13 protein-coding genes are annotated in these 16,939 nt (G+C 56.4%); 5 read left to right on the forward strand and 8 right to left on the reverse strand.

Annotation, left to right across the window (positions count from 1 at the left end; translation table 11 throughout):
• The first annotated feature begins 51 nt into the window (after positions 1 to 51).
• The 5 genes from ACFCXQ_RS13655 to ACFCXQ_RS13675 are packed head-to-tail and all read left to right on the forward strand — an operon-like array spanning position 52 to position 4,829.
• On the forward strand, positions 52 to 537 hold the full coding sequence (locus ACFCXQ_RS13655) for a (2Fe-2S)-binding protein (protein ID WP_379551494.1): 486 nt from the start codon (positions 52 to 54) through the stop codon (positions 535 to 537).
• A complete protein-coding gene (locus ACFCXQ_RS13660) occupies positions 534 to 2,786 on the forward strand; it encodes a xanthine dehydrogenase family protein molybdopterin-binding subunit (RefSeq protein WP_379551496.1) in 2,253 nt (750 codons plus the stop codon). Before ACFCXQ_RS13655 ends, ACFCXQ_RS13660 begins: the two co-directional genes overlap by 4 nt.
• A gap of 21 nt (positions 2,787 to 2,807) precedes the next feature.
• The gene (locus ACFCXQ_RS13665; protein WP_379551498.1) at positions 2,808 to 3,275 is read left to right on the forward strand and encodes a c-type cytochrome; all 468 of its coding nucleotides are present in this window, start codon (positions 2,808 to 2,810) and stop codon (positions 3,273 to 3,275) included.
• 23 nt (positions 3,276 to 3,298) lie between these two features.
• The gene (locus tag ACFCXQ_RS13670) at positions 3,299 to 4,237 is read left to right on the forward strand and encodes an XdhC family protein (RefSeq protein WP_379551500.1); all 939 of its coding nucleotides are present in this window, start codon (positions 3,299 to 3,301) and stop codon (positions 4,235 to 4,237) included.
• Positions 4,230 to 4,829, forward strand: coding sequence for a nucleotidyltransferase family protein (locus tag ACFCXQ_RS13675; RefSeq protein WP_379551502.1), 600 nt, complete (start codon positions 4,230 to 4,232; stop codon positions 4,827 to 4,829). The genes ACFCXQ_RS13670 and ACFCXQ_RS13675 overlap by 8 nt, the downstream gene beginning before the upstream one ends.
• A 15-nt stretch (positions 4,830 to 4,844) precedes the next feature.
• Here ACFCXQ_RS13675 and ACFCXQ_RS13680 read toward each other — a convergent pair whose 3' ends face one another.
• From ACFCXQ_RS13680 to ACFCXQ_RS13715, 8 genes are all read right to left on the reverse strand, one after another.
• Positions 4,845 to 5,876, reverse strand: a complete 1,032-nt coding sequence (locus ACFCXQ_RS13680; protein ID WP_379551504.1) for a PfkB family carbohydrate kinase — start codon at positions 5,874 to 5,876, stop codon at positions 4,845 to 4,847.
• 37 nt (positions 5,877 to 5,913) lie between these two features.
• Complete coding sequence (locus tag ACFCXQ_RS13685) at positions 5,914 to 6,666, reverse strand: SDR family NAD(P)-dependent oxidoreductase (protein WP_379551506.1); 753 nt, start codon at positions 6,664 to 6,666, stop codon at positions 5,914 to 5,916.
• Between the two features lie 32 nt (positions 6,667 to 6,698).
• Positions 6,699 to 7,973, reverse strand: coding sequence for an MFS transporter (locus ACFCXQ_RS13690; RefSeq protein ID WP_379551508.1), 1,275 nt, complete (start codon positions 7,971 to 7,973; stop codon positions 6,699 to 6,701).
• A 2-nt stretch (positions 7,974 to 7,975) separates the two neighbouring features.
• Positions 7,976 to 8,338 carry a cupin domain-containing protein gene (locus ACFCXQ_RS13695; RefSeq protein WP_379551510.1) on the reverse strand — a complete coding sequence of 121 codons (363 nt, stop codon included), beginning with the start codon at positions 8,336 to 8,338 and terminating at the stop codon, positions 7,976 to 7,978.
• A 1-nt stretch (position 8,339) separates the two neighbouring features.
• On the reverse strand, positions 8,340 to 10,538 hold the full coding sequence (locus tag ACFCXQ_RS13700) for an alginate lyase family protein (RefSeq protein WP_379551512.1): 2,199 nt from the start codon (positions 10,536 to 10,538) through the stop codon (positions 8,340 to 8,342).
• A complete protein-coding gene (locus tag ACFCXQ_RS13705; RefSeq protein WP_379551514.1) occupies positions 10,535 to 12,799 on the reverse strand; it encodes a polysaccharide lyase 6 family protein in 2,265 nt (754 codons plus the stop codon). Before ACFCXQ_RS13705 ends, ACFCXQ_RS13700 begins: the two co-directional genes overlap by 4 nt.
• A gap of 106 nt (positions 12,800 to 12,905) precedes the next feature.
• On the reverse strand, positions 12,906 to 13,646 hold the full coding sequence (locus tag ACFCXQ_RS13710; RefSeq protein WP_379551516.1) for a FadR/GntR family transcriptional regulator: 741 nt from the start codon (positions 13,644 to 13,646) through the stop codon (positions 12,906 to 12,908).
• A 132-nt stretch (positions 13,647 to 13,778) separates the two neighbouring features.
• Positions 13,779 to 16,790, reverse strand: a complete 3,012-nt coding sequence (locus ACFCXQ_RS13715) for a TonB-dependent receptor (RefSeq protein WP_379551518.1) — start codon at positions 16,788 to 16,790, stop codon at positions 13,779 to 13,781.
• Between the last annotated feature and the right edge of the window lie 149 nt (positions 16,791 to 16,939).

Here is a 16,939-nt window from a genome sequence, read left to right on the forward strand (position 1 = left end):
CCATCCCTGATCAATCGCGATAGGTTTTAATCCGCAATTGAGAGGGCGATGATGGCTGAGTTTGTACTAAACGGTGAGCAGGTAAAGCTCGAGGTTGATCCGGCCATGCCGATCCTATGGGTTGTGCGCGAGCAGGCGGGACTTACCGGTACGAAATTTGGCTGCGGCATTGCCCAATGCGGCGCGTGCACCGTCCATCTGGATGGTCAGCCTGTGCGTAGCTGCTCTACTCCTATCGCCGAAGCTGAAGGCAAGACGATCACCACGATCGAGGGTGTTGCTGGGCCAGACGGCGAACTGACCGCTGTTCAGCAAGCATGGGTCAGCGAGCAAGTGCCGCAATGCGGCTATTGCCAGTCCGGCCAGATCATGAGCGCGACCGCTCTACTGCGCGACAACCCACAACCCAGCGACGAACAGATCGACGCCGCTATGTCGGGCAATATCTGTCGCTGCGGCACCTACACCCGCATCCGCAAAGCCATCAAGGTTGCCGCCGGCATGCAAGAGCCGCGCGATGAAGGAGCTGACGCATGAGCGAGATCAAAACAGCGAAACCTGAGCGCAGCCGTGCCGCGAAGTGGTCACGCCGCGGCGTCATTGGCGCCGGCGTTTTGGCAGGCGGCGCATTGCTGATTGGCGTAGGCATTCGTTCCGGCAACCCAGTCGACAAGCTCAAACCAATCGTGGCTGGAGGCCCGGGCGAGGAACTGGTCAATAGCTGGGTCAAGATCGGCGCAGACAATATCATCACGGCCATCGTTCCGCATTGCGAGATGGGCCAAGGCGCGCATTCCGTGCTTGGCCAAATGCTGGCTGACGAGCTTGATGCCGATTGGGACAAGGTCAATGTCATGCAAGCCCCCACTGACGGCAACTACGTCGTCACCGATACCGCGCGGATGTTTGTCGCTCCCTTCACCATGAACGCCGCCGATTGGATTGAGCCGACGTGGGACGGGCTGTTCACGCAAATCAGCCGCCTCGGCGATGTTCTAATCACCGGCGGCTCCTCATCGATCCGCTCAACCGGTCAATATCAGATGCGCACCGCTGGCGCTGCTGCGCGCGAAATGCTCAAGGGCGCTGCGGCTGAGGAATGGGGCGTCGCTGCTGCGGATATCGAAACGCGCAACAGCATGCTCATCCACGAGGCTTCGGGCCGCTCCGCCCCTTATGCTGAGTTTGCTGCCGCTGCCGCTGAACAGCCTATGCCGCAATCGCCCAAATTCAAAGACCCGAGCGAGTATCGCCTTATGGGCAAGAGCGTCGCTCGCACGGATATCCCGTCGAAGGTCAACGGAACTGCTGAATTCGGCGTGGATGCAGCGCCGGAAGGCCTGGACTTGTCCTATGCCGCCACACGGCGAGCGCCTGTGCCCGGCACCAAAGTGACGGCCATGAACGCAGACCGCGCCAAGGATATGACCGGCGTGCTTCAGATCCTCAATATGGGATCATTTGTGGCCGTGGTCGCGGACAGTTATTGGCATGCACAGCAAGCGCTCAATGCCATCGACATTGAGTTTAGCGAGCCAGAAAGCCCGATCCGCTCAACCGCCGATCAATTCGCCCACTTCGCCGCCGCTCTCGACGAGGCTGGAACAACTGGCGGCGACAAAGCGGCGGGCAAAGGCGATGCGGACGGCGCGCTTGCCAATGCAGCCACCACGCTGGAGGCGGAGTATCAAGTGCCCTACCTCGCCCATGCACCTATGGAGCCAGTAAATTGCACTGCGCTGGTCAAAGACGGCAAATGCGAGGTTTGGACCAGCACGCAAGTGCCGCTTATGGCGCGTAGCGCAGCGGCGGAAGCCGTCGGCCTCAGCAAAGACGATGTGATCATCCATCACCCATATCTGGGCGGTGCATTCGGGCGGCGCCTCGAAAATGACTATGTCACCATGGCCGTGCGCATTGCCAAAGCCACTGGCTATCCGGTGAAGATGATCTGGTCGCGCGAGGAAGATACGCAAAAAGCGATGTACCGCCCCGCTGACATCAGCCGTTTCCGCGGCGGTCTGGACGAGGCTGGCAAGCTGGTCGCCTACGACAATATCTTCACGCAGCGCCATGACCCGGCAGAAGCGAGCGTTCCGGGCATTTACGACATCCCCAACACCGCTGTACGCGTGGCCGAGGCAGAACTTCACCTGCCCTTCTCCGCATGGCGCTCGGTCGACCATTCCCAGCATGGTTATTTCATCGAGAGCTTTATCGATGAAGCAGCCCATGCCGCTGGCAAGGACCCGCTCGAATATCGTTTAGCAATGCTCGAAAACGCACCGCGTCACCGCGCCGTGCTCGAAGAGCTCGCCGAAATCAGCAATTGGAACGGCGAGAGCGCGGAAGGCACGGCCAAGGGCGTTGCGATTGTCGAGAGCTTTGGCACCATCGCCGCCGAGGTGATCGAGGTCGATATGTCCTCCGGCAAACCGCGCATGACGGGCATCTGGTGCGTTTGTGATGCGGGCTATGTCATGAACCCGGACGGTTTCCGTAATCAGATTGAGGGCGGCATCGTCTTCGGCCTGACCGCCGCAATGTATGGCGATCTCGATTTGGTCGATGGCGCAGTCCAGCAAAGCAATTTTCATGATTACAAGATGTTGCGGATAAATGAGGTGCCGAACATCGAAGTCGCGATCATCAATAGCGGCGATGTACCGATCGGCGGTGCAGGCGAACCCGGCACGCCGCCAGCTGCCCCCGCTCTGACCAATGCGATTTTCGCTGCGAGCGGTAAACGCATTCGCCAATTGCCCATCGCTAAGCAATTCGCCTAGGCGGCCATGGATACCTGCCACATGACCAATACCCGCTCGATTGTCCTTGCGAGCCTCTCTGCAATGATGCTGACCGCATGCGGCTCATCGGAAGCTGAGCCACCTGCTGAACAAATCATTGTGCGGGAGCCCGGCACACCCGCGCCAGTGGCCGTACAAGCCTCTGACGCCGCAACTGATCTTGTCGCAGCAGGAGAAGCAGCCTTTGCGGTATGCTCTGCCTGTCACAGCGCGGAACAAGGCGCTGCCTCACGCATAGGCCCCAATCTCTATGGTGTAGTCGGACGCGAGGCTGGCACTTATGAAGGCTTTGCCAACTATTCTGACGCCATGAAGGCATCGGGAATCACGTGGGATGAGGGGCAATTGAACGCCTTCATCGCCAACCCATCCAGCGCGGTTTCAGGCACCACCATGGTCGCAGGCGCAGTGAGCGACGCAGAAACGCGCGCCGCAATCATCGCCTATCTTGCTTCGCTCTCTGAGTAGGCGTCGCAAGGCGGATCAGAACCTTGGACTCGGCCCGCATTTTCGCATTTCTTGCTGAACGTTTGGCGGCCCAGCAACGCTGCGTTTTGGTGACCGTTTGCGCAGTTGAAGGCTCTTCAATGCGCAATCCCGGAACGCATATGGCTGTCTGCGAGGATGGCACTTATGAAGGCTCGCTATCCGGCGGCTGCATCGAAAACGCGGTGGTCGCCGAGGCACAGGCGGCTCTCAAAGAGGGTAGGCGGCGTATTGTGCGCTTTGGCGCGGGCTCGCCTTATCTCGACATCAAACTGCCTTGCGGGGGCGGGCTAGACATTCATTTCCAACCGCTTTCCGCCACGCACTTTGTCGAGCAATGCCGGCAGGCGATTGCACAACGACAACCCTTTTCTGTGGCGATTGGGCCAGAGGATATCGCCTTTCGCGAAGGATGGCACTCACAGGTTCTCGCGGCGGACACGGCAACATTCGGCCATTGGCCTAGCGCCAAACTCCAGATTATCGGTCATGGGGCTAGCGTGAGCGCGCTGGCGACACTTGCGCTCTCGATGGACTGTGATGTGAGCGTTCTGACACCGGACCACCGGGTAATGAGTGATCTAAGGGACGCTGATTGCGCAGTCGCCGAGCTTACCACGATAGATGAGATCGAACTGCTTGAAAGCGATCCATGGACCGCGAGCGTTTTCCTGTTTCATGACCATGATTGGGAAATCGCCCTGATGGAGCGTGCGCTCGCCCTCCCCCATTTCTACATCGGGGCAATGGGCGGTCGGCGTGCACATCAAATGCGGAGCGAGGCCTTGAAACAGCGCGGCGTTTCAAACGAAATAATCGCCACGATCCACGCGCCTATTGGCCTGTTTCATTCATCGCGCGACCCGCAGACACTGGCACTATCCGCGCTGGGCGAAGTCATGCAAGCCTATCAAACCGCCGATTTTCGACAGACCAATGGCTGAACCTTACCGCCTTGCAATTGCTGTGCTGGCAGCAGGCGCGTCTCGCCGCTTTGGTGACACAGACAAACTGACCGCGCCCTTTCGCGGGAAGATGCTGGGGTTGCATGCTTGCGACACATTGCGCGAGATTGAGGCGCACCATCGCTGGGTAATTACTTCGAAGGGGGGGCACCCATGTGAGGGTGGTTGGCGGGATGCAGGCTTTGAACCTGCCGTGAACCCAGAGGCCGCGTTGGGCATGGGAACGTCGGTCGCATTGGCAGCCCAGATGGCAATGGCTGAGCATGCCGATGCGCTGATCATTTGCCTCGCTGACATGCCGCTTGTGCCTGCGGAGCATTTTGCGAGCATAATCGCCAAAGTACAAAATCGCGGTGAAGGCTACATTGCAGCGACCGGATATAATGAGGTGCGCATACCGCCCGCTTGTTTCGCGAAAGGCTGGTTCACGCCGCTCACTCAGATTTCTGGAGACAAGGGCGCACGTGAGTTTCTAGCGCGCGGGGCGGCGGTACCCTGCGCGCAAGAGCTGCTGATCGATATCGATACGCCTGAAACGCTGGCTGTTCTTTCCGAGAGCAGCACCGACTAGCGCCCTTGCCGATACCTACCGCACGACGCGTCCTGATCCGTCTCCGGACATGAGCTTTTCGACTTCGGGCACAGTGACGCGGTTAAAGTCGCCCATGATCGTGTGCTTAAGCGCGCTGGCGGCCACGGCAAACTCAAGGCTCTGCTGGCGGTCCTCATAAGCGTTGAGGCCATAGATCAGCGCTGAGGCAAAGCTGTCGCCCCCGCCGACCCGGTCAACGATATCAGTCAGCGCATACTTCTTCGACAGCATAAAGCCATCATCGCGCGTGCGCAGACACGCCGACCAATTGTTGCGGTCCGCACTCAGGCTCTCACGCAGAGTGATCGCGATCGTGTGCATGTCTGGATAGATGTCGAGCACCTTCTGGCCCAGTGCTTCATACTTCTTGGTATCGAGCTCACCGCTTTCCACATCAACATCGACCGTGATGTCGAGCGACTTCTGGCAGTCTTCCTCATTGGCGATGCCAACATCGACATATTTGACGAGCTCGCGCATCACCTCTGGCGCGCTCTTGCCATACTTCCACAATTTGCCGCGGAAGTTGAAGTCGCACGACACCGTAACGCCTGCTTCCTTCGCTGCTTTGACGCAGGCCATCGAGAGATCCGCTGCTGATTGGCTAAGCGCAGGCGTGATCCCTGTGATATGCAGCCATTTTGCGCCCTTGAAGATCACCGGCCAATCAAACTCATCCATACCTGCATTGCAGATCGAGGAGTTCGCGCGGTCATACACCACTTTGGAGGGGCGCTGGTTCGATCCTGTCTCCAGGAAGTAGATCCCCACGCGGTCACCCGAACGGCTGACATGGGCAGTATCCACGCCAAATTTGCGCAGCTCCATGATCGCGTTCTCGCCAATGTCATTATCCGGCAGCGCGCTCACAAAACCTGCATCAAGGCCGTAATTTGACAGCGCCACCGCGACATTCGCCTCACCGCCGCCAAAGGTCGCCTCAAACCCGGGCGACTGAAAAAAACGCTCATGCCCCGCCGTTTTCAAACGAAGCATAATCTCACCAAATGAAAGAAATTGAGCCATGGGGAGAAAATCCAAATCTAGAAGTTAAAGCAGTGCTCTATGAAAAACCAAGGCCGCCATTGATGTCGATATTCGCACCAGTGATGAAAGACGCCTCGTCTGACGCGAGATACGCTACTGTGTCAGCGGTTTCCTCAGCCTTACCCTGACGGCGCAGAGGCGTGGAATTCGCGACGTTTTCGCGCGCAGCGTCTGGCGTAAACGTGTCATGGAACGTGGTTGCGATCATTCCGGGACAAAGAGCGTTAACGCGGATACCCTTGGGCCCCAATTCCTTCGCAAGGCCTCTGGTCATGGTCATAACCGCACCCTTAGACGTGGCATAGGCGATAGCGCCGCCACCGCCGCCATCACGGCCAGCAAGCGAGGCGAGATTAACAATTGCGGCACCTTCCGGCATGAATGGCACGGCCGCCTTGCATGCGAGGAAAGTCGAAGTGGTGTTGAGCTGCATGACGAAGTTGAAGAACTCCTCATCCATTTCAGCCAGCGTCTTGCGTGCAACCATGCCGCCCGCATTGTTAACGAGGACATGGATCTCATCACCAAAGGCTTCGCGCGTCGCGGCGATTAGCGCATCCACGTCAGCCGGTTTGGTCACATCGGCTTTTACCTTAAGGCCCTTGCCACCAGCGGTTTCGATCTCCGCTACAGTCGCGTCTGCGTCTTTTTCATTGCTGTTATAGTTCACAACAACATTGGCGCCCTCGCTCGCAAGCTTCACACAAATTGCGCGGCCGATATCACGGCTTCCGCCTGTTACGATTGCCGTCTTTCCTTCGAATTTCATAGTTTGAAGTCCCGTGTTTGAATGGAGGGGATTTAGGATATTTTTGGTTTGAGCGGTTTGATGTCAGGACACAAAATGAGCACCGACAGCACAGTCATGATCGCAAGCCCTGCGCCGACAATGAAGGCCGGTGCATAGCTGTTGACGGTAATGATCGGGATCAGGAAGTTGAGTCCCACGACAGCAAGTTTTGCCGCTGTACCCGCATATCCTGCAAGTGTGCCCACCGAATTACCGCTGTAGAAGTCGCTCGGCAGCGTCTGGATGTTGCCAACCGCCGTTTGGAAGCCAAACAAGATCGCCGCCATCAGCAGGACCGCGACAATCGGAGTCGCCGCTTGCGTGGTCGCCAGCAATGAGATTAGCATAATCACACCGCCAAGCGCGATGACGCTCTTACGAGTTCGATTAACCGTCCACCCCGACTTAATGCGGTTCCCTGCAAGCAAGCCGCCGAACCACGCGCCGAGCATTGCGCCGACGTAGGGGATCCAAGCGTAGATCGCGATTTCCTCAACCCCGAAACCATAGGTCTCGTTGAGATAAAGCGGGAGCCAACCTACGAACAGCCACCAGATCGGATCGAGGAAAAATGATGCTGCGATGACGCCCCAGCTTTCCTTCCGCGACAGGATTTCACCTGAGCCCGGAGCATAGTCAGCAACATCGCCGACATCGGCATTGCGCTGTCCCGTTAGGATGAACTGACGCTCTTCCTCGGTGATCCAGGGGTGCGCGTCTGGGCCGGATTTGTAGACAATAAGCCATGGGATCAGCCACAGGAAGCCAAGCGCACCGATGGCAATGAATGTCGCCTGCCAGCTGCCCAGAAAGACGAATAGCACGCCAATGATAGGCGCAGATACAATGCCGCCAATCGCCGCACCTGAATTAAAAATGCCTTGCGCGAGTGCTCGCTCATCAATCGGAAACCACTCGGCATTGGCCTTTGTCGCACCCGGCCAGTTACCCGCCTCAGACACCCCAAGGATCGCGCGGTACACCGCAAAGGATGTGAGCCCGTTGGCGATCGCATGCAGCATAGTTGCCGCTGACCACACGACGATGGACAGGACAAAGCCAAGCCGCACGCCGATCCAGTCGAATATCTTGCCAAACAGCGTCTGACCAAACGCATATGCGAAGGTAAAGACGTTGAGGATGATCGCATAATCAGCCTTGGTTAGACCAAGATCCTCGGAAATTTCCGGCCAGAGAAAGCCTAGCGCGCCGCGATCGATATAGTTGATGATCGTGGCAATCGCCACGAGCACGACGATGACATAACGTAGATTGCCTTTGAGCATTCTCAGCTTCCCTCGCCTAGAAAATCTTCGCGCAATGGGCTAAACGTATCGATCAGCACGCCAGCCTCGAGGCACACTGCGCCGTGGTCTTTATGCGGGGCAACATAGAAGCAGTCGCCCGCGCCAAGCTCTTGCTTTTCGCCGTCAATTTCGACCAGAAACCGGCCACTTTCGACATAACTCGACTGGCTGTGACGATGCGCATGGACCTCGCCAACCGCGCCTTTGTCAAACAGCACCTTCACGATCATCAGCTCCGGGCCGTACCCGAGCATTTCCCGGCGGATACCTTCACCCACCGTCTCGACCTGTGCCGGATCATGCCGCACAAAAGCCTCTGAGCTTGGCTGTGCCAAAGTCGCCATTCTAGTTCCCCTTACCTTTAAGAGCGATCACAGCGGCAAACCCGCTCCATTCGATCGCCTGTCCATCAAGTACGACCCGATGGCTCTGTGCTGACCGCGTGTCATGCGACACAGCAACCGCGAACCGGTCTCCACTTTTTAGCGTGAGACCGACGATATCTTTTCCGTCCACTCGGACATGATCCATGCTTTCCACGAGACTACGGCTATCAAGCGTTTGCTCCGCCGCACCGTCATAACTGCCGTGTGCCTCGAGGAGCGAAGCGAAATGCGCGCCTCCCTCAGCGCGGTTTGCCCGCAGCATAATCAGAGGTTCGCGGCGGAGGTTGAAACTTGGATCATTTGCGCCCGTCTCACCGAGCACAACGTCCAACCGGCCATTGCTCGCAAAGCGATATGTGTAGAAGCGCCCATCCAGAAGCCAGGTGAGCGCGCCCTTGCCATCCTGCTCCGGGGCGATCGCGTCAGCCCAGATATGCTGGTAGCCATTAGCCTCGCCTAGAACGGGACGTTCAACGGTGAAACTCTGCAAAGCCAAATCATGCTCAATGATGTGCCCGCTGTAATGGAGCGGCAGGTCGTAGCGATGTGGCTCGTCGCTCTCGCCGCTGACCAAGTCGATCACTAGCGGCGCTTCCAATCCTTCGATCTTCGGCATGAGCAATGTGCGTGTCATCGCGACACCAGGATAGGCGCTGTCGATGGTTGCACTGGTGACTTGAAGACCTGGATCATCGGAGAAATACAACTGCTCAGGCCATGCCGCGCTCGCCGGCTCCACTTTGCCATCAAAGTGGCTCATCTCGTCCACGACCAGCGTATTGTGCGCGATTGAAGACTTCGCCCAAGTCGTGTTTTCCGGTAGGTACCGACCGCCTTCTTTGGCGACGATATTGAGGAAACGCGCAGCGCCATAGTCGCGGACAATCTCATTGCCATTATCGTAGAGCTGCCAGGCAAGCTTATCAAAATGACCATGCCCCATACCTTGCGAAGAGTTCTTCGCGATCAGCACGGTGGCGGGCTCTCCATTGGCGTTGGCCGCCCCTTGACGCAGGACCGCCACTGCGCCTTCATCGCCGTCAGGTCCGTCGCTCAGAAGCAGAGACTTGAACGGAAATGGCTCGGCTTTACCCTCGGCGAGGTCGCTGGCGACCATCATGCCGTTTGCGCTGAGCACTGTGCGGTTCTGAAACTTCGCAATAGAGAGCAATGCCGGGTCGCGCGTTTGCGCGTAAGCAATCGCGATGCCGTCATAGAGCTCCGCCGTCTTCAGGCTCTTGTCGCGGATCGCGTCGTTGAACGGGAAAAAATATCCGCGGTAGCTGAGCTGAACCGTAGTCCGCAGGGCCTTTAATAGAATGCCGTCGCGGTGCTCGAATATCTTCATCGCCGGATCGTTGCGCTCAATCGCGTCCGCAAACACCATAAATGGTAGCAGAGCAAAGCGCTGATAATACGGTCCCTCGGTGTAATATCCCTCTGGCGAGAACAGCAATTCAGACTGGCGAATAAAGCCAGCCTTGCCGCTCTTGTCTGAGCCATAGAGAGCGCGCGCGACCATATCTTGATCGCCAAGAAGATAACCGGTCATGCCAACGCCCGCCGTGGCCCAGGTCGCGTGGTTATGAATTCGGTCGAAGGTCCTTTGCGACTCCACCGCAAGAAAATGTGCGGCAGGCCGGAAAACCTGATCATCAATCAACGTGCGGTCCGGCGCGCTCAAAGTATCGCGAATATCACCATAACCTTGCACCGCGTGGACCAGCCACATCGCGTCATTAAGCACCTGCCAAAAGAGCCGCCCTACATTCTGATTGGCCTTGGCTGGATGGTCGCCAAGTGTCGGGTACATAGCCGCATATTCGAGCAGCATATCGCGTACGTAATCGCGGTAGCGGGTCTCGCCAGTCACCGCGAACAGCTGCCCGCCAAGGTAGATCGCGCGGAAATTACGCTTGTGCTGCTCGTGCGTGTAGCCGCCACCAGGATCCTTGGGCAGCGGCACCACTACACCGTCCGCCATCATCCCATCGACAAAGCTGCGCGCGAGCGCCAACTCAGCCTCATAAAGCGGAGGCAGGTCCGAGGCCGTCACATCTCCCCCAAGAGTGACGGCCTCGCCTTGTACAGCAGCGTCTACAGATTGCGGCACTGCCGCAAATACCATGGCTGCTGTGAGAAGAATTGCGGACTTCATTGCGCGCCCTCATCGGCAAAAACGTTGCCTGATATCTTGGCGCGATGCTCACCCTCGTAATTCAATTCTTCAAGAACGAAGGTCGAAGTGCCGGCCAACTGGTTATTGGTGATCGCAGTCTTCGGTGTTCCGACAGTGTGAACCACCCGGAACGGAGCAGAGCCCGCAACTTGATTGCCTACCAATTCGGCCGTTTGGACACCGTGGATGTTGATCGAAGCACCTGAACCATTTGTCGATGCGAGACCTACTGCAGCGAGCTGGTTATTAGCAATTTTGACATAAGGGCCGAACGTACTTTCGTCGCGCCCGCCGCGATAAATGTCAGCAATGGGGCCACCGATATTGGCAAAGCTGCTGCCCGAGATGTCGAGATATTCGACATTGTACTGACCGTAGTCTTCCGTCTCAGAAGCCGCAGAAACAATAGCTCCTGAGATATCAGAAAAGCTACTATTGCGAATGGTGACACGATCAGCAAATGCGCTCTTCCCTAGCGACAACACGTTGAAGGATTTGTTGACTGTAAGGCCGCGCACCGTGACCCGGTCAAACTCGATTTGCATGTTCGTTTGGATTGGGAAGGTCGTGGTGCGGATTGCAGAGTTTCCAACCGAATCTGGAGCCAACGCACCGTCGATAACGAGATCAGTCAGTTGAAGATTAGCGCCCTCGCGCAGTTCAAACAGATACGGTCGTGCAAACAGGATTGTCGATCTCGCGTCGCCCTCCGCGCCCTTGAAGGTGAGCGTTTTCCCGATTGCAATGGACCGCGAAACGACATGCTCACCCGGCCCAAGCAGCAGTGTGTCGCCAGAAGCAGCCTTCGCCGTTGCTGCAACCAAGCCGCCTTCCCCAGGCGCGACATGAATGGTTTTGCCCGACGCACCAAAGGTCTGCGCCGCGCCCGGCTTTGGATACCAAGACGCACCGACTTCGCTCAGCGCAATAACCTTGAGATCGCGCGGAGCGCCGATGGCGGCAAGCGCGGGATCAGAAGGATAGAGCAAGCCGTTCTCGGCGCGCTCCATCGGGGTAGCCCCCTGCTCAATCGAGCTCAGTTCACTCGCAACCCCGCCCTGCAGCACTCGGTTGCCACTAAAAGTGATGCCCGAGATATCATCGTAGACTTCTAGAAATGATTCTCCGCCAAGCCCGCCCAACAGATTGTTTGCAAAGCTAGTATTGCTAGGCGGCGCAGAGCGCTCTGTATCCGCGCCGACGTTGAATGCGACCCGGCGGCTATCCACGATGGTGTTGTTTTCGATGCGCGCACCATCAACCTCAACGTAGCGATTGACCGGCGAATTGGGGACGCCGTTCATCACGGCCAGCGCACTCGAGAACGCCTCACCGCGGAGCCCCTCCATATAATTGTTACGGACTGTCTGGCGGCGATTAATCACGCGGATACCTCCCGTGTAGTCATCACCTGAGCCTAGGAAGACATTGCCCTCGACTACATTGTCATCGCCGTGCCGCAAAGTAAGTGTGCCACGCGCGCGCAGAAACAGATTACCGCGAAAAACGTTGCCGCCCGATTTCGACGAGATAATCTCAACCTCGCCGCCGGTCCGGTCGAACACGTTGCTTTCAACGAGCGAGTTTGAATTGAAAGCTGAGTATCTGCTTGTTCCGATCCGCAGTGTCTCGCCACCATTGGAACCAAGCGAAGGACGCGGCCCAAAGTAATTGTGGTCGATGCGGTGGTTGTTCTCGCGGCTCTCTTCGCTATCAAGCCGGACCGCGAGCGTCACACCCTTATTAGTTTTGCCGCTTAGGTGACTGTGATCAAAGCGATTGTTCTTGCCGTAAATACCGACCCAATAATCGGATTCGTAGCGATCAGGCTTGCTGAAACCGTCGATGACAATTTGGGTTGCGCGGCTGTTGCGCGCCTGGTCCTGTTTAGAACGGCGGAATGAGACAACTTCGCCGCGCGGACTGTAACCGTCTCTAAAAACTAGCCCTGAAACAAGGATATGCTCGCCGCCAATGCGCAAGCTTGATTGGCCAGTCAGGATGACCTTGCCCGCGTCTTGCGAGCGCAAGGTAATCGGATTGCCCGCCTTACCCTTACCAGTGATGACTATCTCGAAATCAGGCCACTCACCGTTAGCAAGCACTATAACATCGCCAGCCTCAACCTGCTGCGACACGCGGGCATACGCCGCCTGGTTGTGGACGAGATATTCCTCAGCGCGCCCAGGCACAGCCGCCAGAACCATAGTCAGGCAAACAAGGCCAAGCCTCGCGAACATCCCCACTCCCCTTCTTACTTCTCCGATCAATCACAATAAGGACACGATCGTGATTGTCAATCAATCTGGAGTTATGGAGTTGAGAATTAATATACTACCAATCTGCCTAGCCAATTTTGGCAGATGCGAGGAACCGCTCCCGGCTCTCCGAGGCTTGCTGCTGCACCTCCTCAAGCGCCCGGCGCTCTGTCGCCTCAAGCATAGATTCCAGCAAACGGTGAAAATGCTCGCGCATTGCGTTGCGCGCGCCCGCAGGATCTCGCGCTTTCAGCGCATCAAAGATCGCCCGATGCTCCTCAGTCCGCGTTTGTGCATCATGATCGCAGACTGACTCGTAAGTGGCCTTAACTTCGGGAATTTCCTCCCGCATACGCCAAAGCGACTTGACGGTATGGACCATGGCCGAATTGTTTGAAGCCTCAGCGATAGTCAGATGAAACTGCTCATCAGCTTCATTCGCCTCATCCTGATTATGCGATCCCATCTGATCGACGAGCGCCTCAAGTCGCTCAATACTCTCTTCGGAAATATTGTGTGCCGCAAGAGCTGCCGATTCTGACTCAACCAATAGCCGTGCTTCAGTCACTTCAAACGCACTTGCTTTGGGCAATGCCTCACCCAACGACGGCCGGTTTTCGCTAACGTAAACACCTGAGCCAGTCTTGATTTCAAGTCGGCCAATCGCCTGAAGCGCGATTTCCGCTTCTCGGATAGTCACTCTGCTAACGCCAAGATTCTCAGCCAGCTCGCGCTCACCCGGGAGACGCGTTCCAGGAGGGTACGCTCCCTCGTCGATCAATTGCGCAATCTGCTCCGCTACGGATTGGAAAAGTCTTTTGGTGACCATTGGTGCACTACTACCCCGCGAAATGAGACCGATTTACCCTGTGCCAATTTCCCTAAGCAATTTATTCAAGGATATCCATACACATATGAAGTAGCCGGCGCCGCCAGGGAGATTGGCAGCACCGGCGTAGGCTCAAAACCTGAATGTCGCACCAAAAGTGATACGCCGATCAGGCAGGCCCTGGAAGCAGAGTAGAGCTCCAGAATTGACGCAGCGCTGAGTGATTTCTGATTTAGTCAGGTTCACACCCTCGATGCCAACATTGATGTTGTCAGTCACGTCATAGGTGACGCTCGCGTTCAGCTGACCACGAGACTCGGTTACCGTAGGAAAACCGAAGGTCGAATTCAGCGATGCACCGCCAGCAGTATCTAGCGTTCGGAATGCATCACGCCATGTGTAGCGCGCACGTGCCGAAAGGCCGAACTTCTCATAATAAAGCGTCACGTTATACGCGTTCTCAGAGAAATCGAGCAGGCCTTGGACCGCTGTAAATGGACCTGTCTGACCGCTGCCGGATTCCAGCGCTGGCGTTCCGCGACCCGAAGAGGTGTTGAACGCCTCACCCCCGCTAAAGTCCTGATAGGTGTAGTTCGCAAGGATACCAAAGCCCGAAGCAAACCCGAGAGTGTCTTCAAAGCTCGAAAGATCATATTGGAACGCAACCTCGATACCAGTTTGCTTAGTGGTAGCAGTATCGTTGATCTCAGTTTGGATCGGGACACAAATGCCAGGCTGCGTTTGATCCGCCGCCAGAATATTCCGGTCTGCGATCGGGTTGAAGATACCGCCCTGCTCGCAAGGATCAGTGATATCGCGGAAGCCCGTTACAGGATCCTCGAAAGGCTCGTCCAACTGTGTGACAAACAAATTTGTCCGTCTCTTATGGAACACACCCACGCTCACCACCGCAGCCGGAGCAAAGTACCAATCAATCGACGCATCGAACGCGGTCACGGTTTCGGGAGCCAAGCCAGGATTGCCGATCGACACAGCTGCGTTGGCACTGGTCGGGAATGTTACCGAAGAAGACAGCTGGTTAAAGTCTGGCCGATTAACATCGCGGCTGAAGCTTGCGCGCAGAACAATGTCGTCGCTTACATCTGCGATTACGTTAAAACGGGGCAGCCACTCGTTGTACCCAGCACTCGTAACCACCTGTTGTCCGGTGCCACCAAGCGTTGTGATGCCGGTGGAGTCGATCGAGGTATCGACATAACGCACACCCACATTACCGCGCAGGATGCCCAGCTCAAAATTGGCCTGGAGGTAAAGCGCGTGGGTTTCTTCATCGATGCTAAAGAATGCGTCTGGGCTAGAGTCCGGCTCAGGAAGAACCACGCCATTTGGCGTTTGCAGGAATGCAGCTTGAATGGCGTCATAGGTACCCTCTTGGTCGCTAAACGACAGGTTTGGATCAACCAGAAGGAAGTTACGGAAAGCGAGCTCGCGCCCATCAGCATCGCCGAAAATATCTGGTCCGGGAACCAAGAGATCCGCAATCAGCGAACCACTCGGACTGTCCGCGATCGCACCAAATCCGCGGCTAAAGCCAATGTCATTGAACTCGCTTGAACGGCGATTAAAGCGATAGCCCGCATCCACTGAAGTGATGAAACCGAGGAAATCCGAGGTGTCATACTCAAGATCAAGGCGGATCGCATCGTCGGCATTTTCAGTCGTATCACGGCTAATGTTCACCGCATCAATGACCGTGTTGGCAGGATCGAGCAGATCGGCAACGCTCGGCGCAAATGGCGATGCGAAGTCGATACCAAATGTCAGCGCGCCTCCTGTCAGGTCATAAATGAACGGCACGCTGTTGTCGTTACTGGTGCCGTCTAGCGGAGTAAGCGGGTTCGGGTTAATGAAGTTCAGCGTCGTGCTGAGGTTAGGACTGACAGAATCAGCCCTCGCCCTTGACGCCTCGAATCGGAGCGCCAGCCGCTCCCCTTCCCAGTCGAAGCCCCAGCGCAGAACGCTGCTTTCGGTTACACGAGCACCCGTATCACTTGAGAAGCGCAAGTTCGGGTCATCATCATCTGTTGCCAGATTTGGCTGGATAGTACCTGTCAGCGCAGCCTGAATGCTGCCAAAATTCACCCCGTCGAGCGAACCAAACTCTACTGTTTCAAACGTGTCAGGCACATTGACCAGATCAACGCTACTTACACCCGAGCCCTGGACCCGTGAGCTGTCCTGACGGCGCTCTTGATCGTTGTAGAAACCGTCAACGAAGAAGGTGAAACCAGGAGCAGCTTCCCATTCAAACGAACCGGCAATGTTGATTGTTTCAAACTCGAAATTCTCGAGCTCTTGGTTGAGGAACTGAATACCGAGGAAATCAAAATCCGGTCCAGGCGCACCAGCCGCCGTCACAGACGCCCCAGCAGGGATAAAGTTATCGCGGTCAACGCGAGGGCGTAAAGATGTCGCCTCTTGCTCTGTATAACTCGCCGCAATGACAAAACCCATATCGCCAGCACCGGTCGACCAATTGTCACCAAAGCTGGCTGAAATACGCGGCGATACCGAATCAGAAAGCTCAGCATATTCGCCCTGCAGTCGAACCGTCGCGATCGTGTCAGTAATATCGAGCGGGCGGATCGTACGCAGATTGATTGTACCACCAACAGCGCCCTCGATGGTTGACGCTTCCGGAGCCTTGATCACTTCAACAGAAGAAATGATCGCCGCGTTCACGTCTTCAAAATTGATACCGCCGCGGCCCGAGCCTGAACCGAGCGTGGTGACGCCATTGATCGCTGTGCGGTTGTCATTGGTACCGCGAATTTGAACCCCGGTGCCAACGCCTGCCGTCCGCGTAATTTGTACGCCTGTCACATTTTCAAGAACTTCAGCCAAGTTTTGGTCAGGCAATTTACCAATGTCTTCAGCCTGAATGACTTCAATCAAGCTATCGGCATTACGCTTCTCCTGAAGCGCGCTTTGGAGCGAGCTACGAATGCCGGTCACGACGATCGCATTTTCGCCAACTCCATCAGCTTGCGGCGTATCCGCCTGCTCCTGCGCCGCCAGCGCTGTTGGCATAGCCAATCCAACCAGCGCGGTGCCGGTCAACAGCTTCACAAAAGTACCAGAATTGCGCCCAGCCACACGGCCAAGCTCTTTAGTATTCAACATTGCTCCCTCCCACGGAGTTTTATTACTCTGCCCTCCGGGATATATTGCGGTCTGAATATGTCAACCTAAATCACATACCTGTTTGAATATCTTTGTCCTACCAATTGGATTCAGGACCAGTTGATGCAGTGCTACGACATCAACTGCAG

This window comes from Qipengyuania rhodophyticola, from assembly GCF_042493225.1.
Taxonomy (GTDB): domain Bacteria; phylum Pseudomonadota; class Alphaproteobacteria; order Sphingomonadales; family Sphingomonadaceae; genus Erythrobacter.